Source organism: Streptomyces viridosporus (assembly GCF_002078235.1).
GTDB classification, from domain to species: Bacteria; Actinomycetota; Actinomycetes; order Streptomycetales; family Streptomycetaceae; genus Streptomyces; species Streptomyces viridosporus.
Genome location: NZ_MSGP01000586.1, coordinates 1 through 4,149, shown reverse-complemented (window position 1 = coordinate 4,149; position 4,149 = coordinate 1). Strand labels below are relative to the sequence as shown.

Here is a 4,149-nt window from a genome sequence, read left to right as displayed (position 1 = left end):
CTGCAGTTCGATCCGGGGACGCAGTGGAACTACTCGGTGGCCTCCAACGTGCTGGGACGGGTCATCGAGGTGGTGTCCGGCCGGCCGCTGGACGTCTTCCTCGCCGAGCGGGTCTTCCGGCCGCTGGGGATGGCGGACGCCGGGTTCCAGGTCACCGACGAACAGGCGGGGCGGCTCGCGGAGATGTACGGGGAGGCGGAGGGCGGGGGCATCGAGCCCATCGCCGGGCTGCCGCTGCGGGGACGGCCCCGGTTCCTGTCCGGCAGCGGGGGGATGGTGGCCTCCGCGCACGACATGCACCGGTTCATGGAGTTCATGCGCCGGCGCGGCGAACTCGACGGCGTGCGGCTGCTCGCCCGGGAGACCGTGGACCTGATGACCCGCAACCACCTCCCCGGCGGCGCCGATCTGCGCGCCTTCGGCAGCCGCCCCGCCCACGACGACCCCGGCAACGACGGCGTCGGCTTCGGGCTCGGCGTCTCCGTCGTCGTCGACCCGTCCCGCACCCGGGACCCGTCCGGCCCCGGCACGTACGGCTGGAGCGGGGTGGCCACCACCACCTTCTGGGTCGACCCGGGCCGCGACCTGACCGTGCAGTTCTACACGCAGGTGCGGCCCAGGTCCTCCCACCCGGTGTTCCGGGACCTCAGACGGCTGGTGCACGACGCCGTGACCGGCTGAACGCGGGTGCCCCACGGCGCCGGTCAGGACCAGTGCGCCACCGCGTCGAGGTGGGGCAGGTGGTGGTCGAGGCGCTCCCGCTTGGTGCGCAGATAGGTGATGTTGTTCTCGCACGGCGGTATCAGCAGCGGCACCTGCTCGGCGACCTGGATGCCGTGCCGCACCAACGCCTCCCGCTTGCGCGGGTTGTTGGACATCAGCCGCACCGACCGCACGCCCAGGTCCTGGAGCATCCCGGCGGCGACACCGTAGTCGCGGGCGTCCACCGGCAGGCCGAGGGCGAGGTTCGCCTCGACGGTGTCCAGGCCCTCCGCCTGCAGGGCCATCGCCCGCAGCTTGGCGAGCAGGCCGATGCCGCGGCCCTCGTGCCCTCTCAAGTAGACGACCACGCCCGCTCCTTCGGCGACGACCGCGCGCAGCGCCGAGGCCAGCTGGTCGCCGCACTCGCAGTGCTGGGAACCGAAGGCGTCGCCCGTCAGGCATTCCGAGTGCAGCCGGACGAGGACGTCGTCCGTGCCGATGTCGCCGTACACCAGGGCCACTTGCTCGTCACCGCGGTCGTGGTCCAGGTAACCGACGGCCTGGAATTTTCCGTACACGGTGGGAAGCGGCGCATTCACGACGCGTTCCACACCGGTCCGCTGCGGAGCCTTCTTGCCGAGTACGCCTACTTTTTCTGTCATGATTCTCGAGTTCCTCAGTCCTGAGCGGAGACGAAAGGCCGTGACGATATGGGTGGTTCGCAAAAACGGTCGGCGGCATACGGCCCGGAGTACGGTCTGCTGCCGGTGGACACTACGGAGGATGTACGGACGCGGGGCACCTCCGTCTCACGGCAGGTCGCGGTTCTTCCGGTGGGGAGCTACGAGCAGCACGGCCCGTTCCTGCCGCTGGCGACCGACACGCTGGTCGCCTGTGCCGTCGCGCGGGAGATCGCCGACGCGTACCCGGTGCACCTCCTTCCTCCGGTGACGATCTCCTGCTCGCACGAGCACGCGGCCTGGCCGGGGACCGTCTCCCTCTCCTCCGTGACCCTTCACGCGGTGATACGGGACATCGCCGACTCGCTCCGCCGGTCGGGCGTGGACGCCCTGGTGCTGGTCAACGGACACGGCGGGAACTACGTGCTCGGCAACGTCGTCCAGGAGTCCTCCGCGCGCGGCGAGCGGACGGCGCTGTTCCCGGCCCCGGAGGACTGGGAGACGGCGCGGCGACGAGCCGGTGTGGTCACCTCGTTGCTCACCGACATGCACGCGGGGGAAATCGAGACCTCCATCCTTCTGCACACTCATCCCCAATTGCTCCGGCCCGGTTATGAGACCTCCGATTCCGTCGCGGACGACCGGCGTCATCTGCTCTCCCTCGGCATGGCCGCCTATACCGATTCCGGTGTCATCGGCCGCCCCTCACTGGGTTCGGCGGAAAAGGGGAAGAAACTGCTGGCGAGCCTGGCGGATTCCTTCGGCGCGTATTTCTCGTTGCTGACCTCCGAGGGCGGCGCGGCGGACGCGGCCGGCGCGACGGGCGCGGTGGACGGCGGCGGGCCCGGGTAGCCGCCCCGCTGCGTGCCGGGGGCCGCGGGGGCGCTCCGGGCCCCGGCGCGCAGCCCCGCGTACCAGCGGGCGACGAGCACGACCACCCCGGGCAGGCTCGCCGCGAGGCTGAGCACCCCGTAGACCACCGCGACGGAGAGGCCCCGGCCCGCCCCGAGTCCGGCGGCGCCGAACGCCCAGGCGGTGACGCCCTCCCGGGGCCCCCAGCCGCCGACGTTCAGCGGCAGCCCCATGGCGAGCAGCGCCAGCACGGCGAGCGGCAGCAGCTCGGGCACGGAGGCACCGGCTCCGACGACCCGGGCGGCGAGCACGAACATCGCGACGTAGCCGGCCAGCACCACGGCGGAGGAGACGAGGACCCCGGGCGCGTTGCGCCGGGAGAACAGCCCCTCGCGCGCCTCGGCGAGCATCCCGCGCAGCACCCGGCCCCGGCGCGCCGGCGCCCGGTTCATGCGCAGGGCGAGCACGACGGCGCAGGCCCCCAGCGCGGCCAGCACGACCGGCGGGGCGGCGTGCCGGACCTCGTCCCGTACCGGGGACGGCGCCGTCAGCAGCACCACGCCCCCGGCGACGAACAGCGCGAGCTGTCCGGCGGTCCGCTCCAGGACCACCGCCCGTACCCCGCGCCCCAGGTCACCGGTGCTCTGCCCGTGCCGCACCGCCCGGTGGACGTCGCCGAGGACGCCTCCGGGCAGCGCCGCGTTGAGGAACAGGGCCCGGTAGTAGTCGGCGACGGCCGGACCGAGCGGCAGCCGGATCCCGATGCCCCGGGCCACCAGTGCCCAGCGCCAGGCGCTGAAGACGGTGGTCACCAGCCCGATCCCGAGCGCCGCGAGCAGCGCCGGCCCGTCGATGCGGCGCAGCCCGTCCAGGAAGGCGCCGGTGCCCAGACGCCACACCAGGACCGCGAGCAGGGCGGCACCGGCGAGGGTGCCGAGGCGGGTGCGTGCCGTACGGGTGGTGAGACGGGCCAGGAGGCCGCGGGAGGCGGCCCGGTCCGGTGCGGCCGGTACGGGCGCCCCCGCCTCGTCGGCGTCCCGGTCCGTCCGCGTGCTCATGCGGTTCCGTCCACCGGCCGGCACAGGGCGAGCAGATCGCTGTGGTGCACGACGACCCGCAACTCCCCCGCCGCGCAGGCCGCCAGGCGCTCGGTCAGGTAGCGGTCGGCGCGCTCCGCCAGTTCGGGGCGCTCCTCGACCGCCGCGCCGACCCAGCCCCGCAGCCACTGCTCGGTCAGCCCGGCCTGCTCGGGGCCGAGCCGCCAGGGGCTGGGGTTCAGCCGTACCGTCGCACCGTGCTCGCCGAACGCCTCCGCCGCCACCGTGACCGCGTCCGGGCCGAGCAGGCCGCCCCGGCGCTGGTGGGCGTTGAACGCCTCGGTGATCTCCTGGTCCATCGGGTGCGGCGCGCTCAGTTCGACGCGTCCGGCGACGGACAGCGTGAGCAGGGCCGGGCAGCCGGCTCCGGCGCAGGCGGCGGCGAGGGCCCCGACCTCCTCGCGGGTGAGGACGTCGAGCAGCGCGGACGCCGTCACCAGGGAGGCGCCGGCCAGCGCGTCCGGGGTGAGCCGGGCGACGTCGCCGCGCCGGGTCTCGACGGTGACGCGGCTGCCGTCGGCGGCGGAGCGCGGGGAGGCGACGGCGGCGAAGTGCAGCAGGTAGGGGTCGCGGTCGTGCAGGATCCAGTGCTGGGCGCCGTCCAGGTGGGGCGCGAGCCAGCGGCCCATCGAGCCGGTGCCGCACCCGATGTCGTGGACGACGAGACCGCCGGCCCGCCGCGGCAGGTTGGCGAGCCGGATGCGCAGCGGGTCGATCAGGTCGTGGGAGCGGGCGGCGGCGTCGGCGGGCTCGCGCAGCCGGAGCCACTCGGGCGCGTACCGGGGCGGTTCCCCGGCCCCCTCCCCGGGCTCCCCGGG

The 4,149-nt window shown here is 74.3% G+C and carries 4 protein-coding genes and 1 pseudogene; 2 read left to right on the top strand and 3 right to left on the bottom strand.

Annotated elements, in window-relative coordinates; genetic code table 11:
• Positions 1–681 (top strand): serine hydrolase domain-containing protein (locus tag B7L92_RS33470; RefSeq protein ID WP_143626421.1); only part of this gene is annotated, 681 nt, incomplete at its 5' end.
• Positions 682–704: 23 nt separating this feature from the next.
• On the opposite strand, the gene ribA is transcribed toward B7L92_RS33470, so the two are convergent.
• A complete protein-coding gene (ribA, locus tag B7L92_RS33465; RefSeq protein WP_081241025.1) occupies positions 705–1,364 on the bottom strand; it encodes a GTP cyclohydrolase II in 660 nt (219 codons plus the stop codon).
• A 48-nt stretch (positions 1,365–1,412) separates the two neighbouring features.
• Here ribA and B7L92_RS33460 point away from each other — a divergent pair, with 48 nt between their 5' ends.
• On the top strand, positions 1,413–2,234 hold the full coding sequence (locus B7L92_RS33460) for a creatininase family protein (RefSeq protein ID WP_081241024.1): 822 nt from the start codon (positions 1,413–1,415) through the stop codon (positions 2,232–2,234).
• Between the two features lie 158 nt (positions 2,235–2,392).
• Here B7L92_RS33460 and B7L92_RS42995 read toward each other — a convergent pair.
• Both B7L92_RS42995 and B7L92_RS33450 read right to left on the bottom strand, forming a co-directional pair.
• Positions 2,393–3,292: pseudogene (locus B7L92_RS42995) on the bottom strand (lysylphosphatidylglycerol synthase transmembrane domain-containing protein); the annotation flags it as partial.
• The coding region (locus tag B7L92_RS33450) for a class I SAM-dependent methyltransferase (RefSeq protein ID WP_107501686.1) at positions 3,289–4,149 on the bottom strand (861 nt) is incomplete at its 5' end. The gene B7L92_RS33450 and the pseudogene B7L92_RS42995, both read right to left, overlap by 4 nt.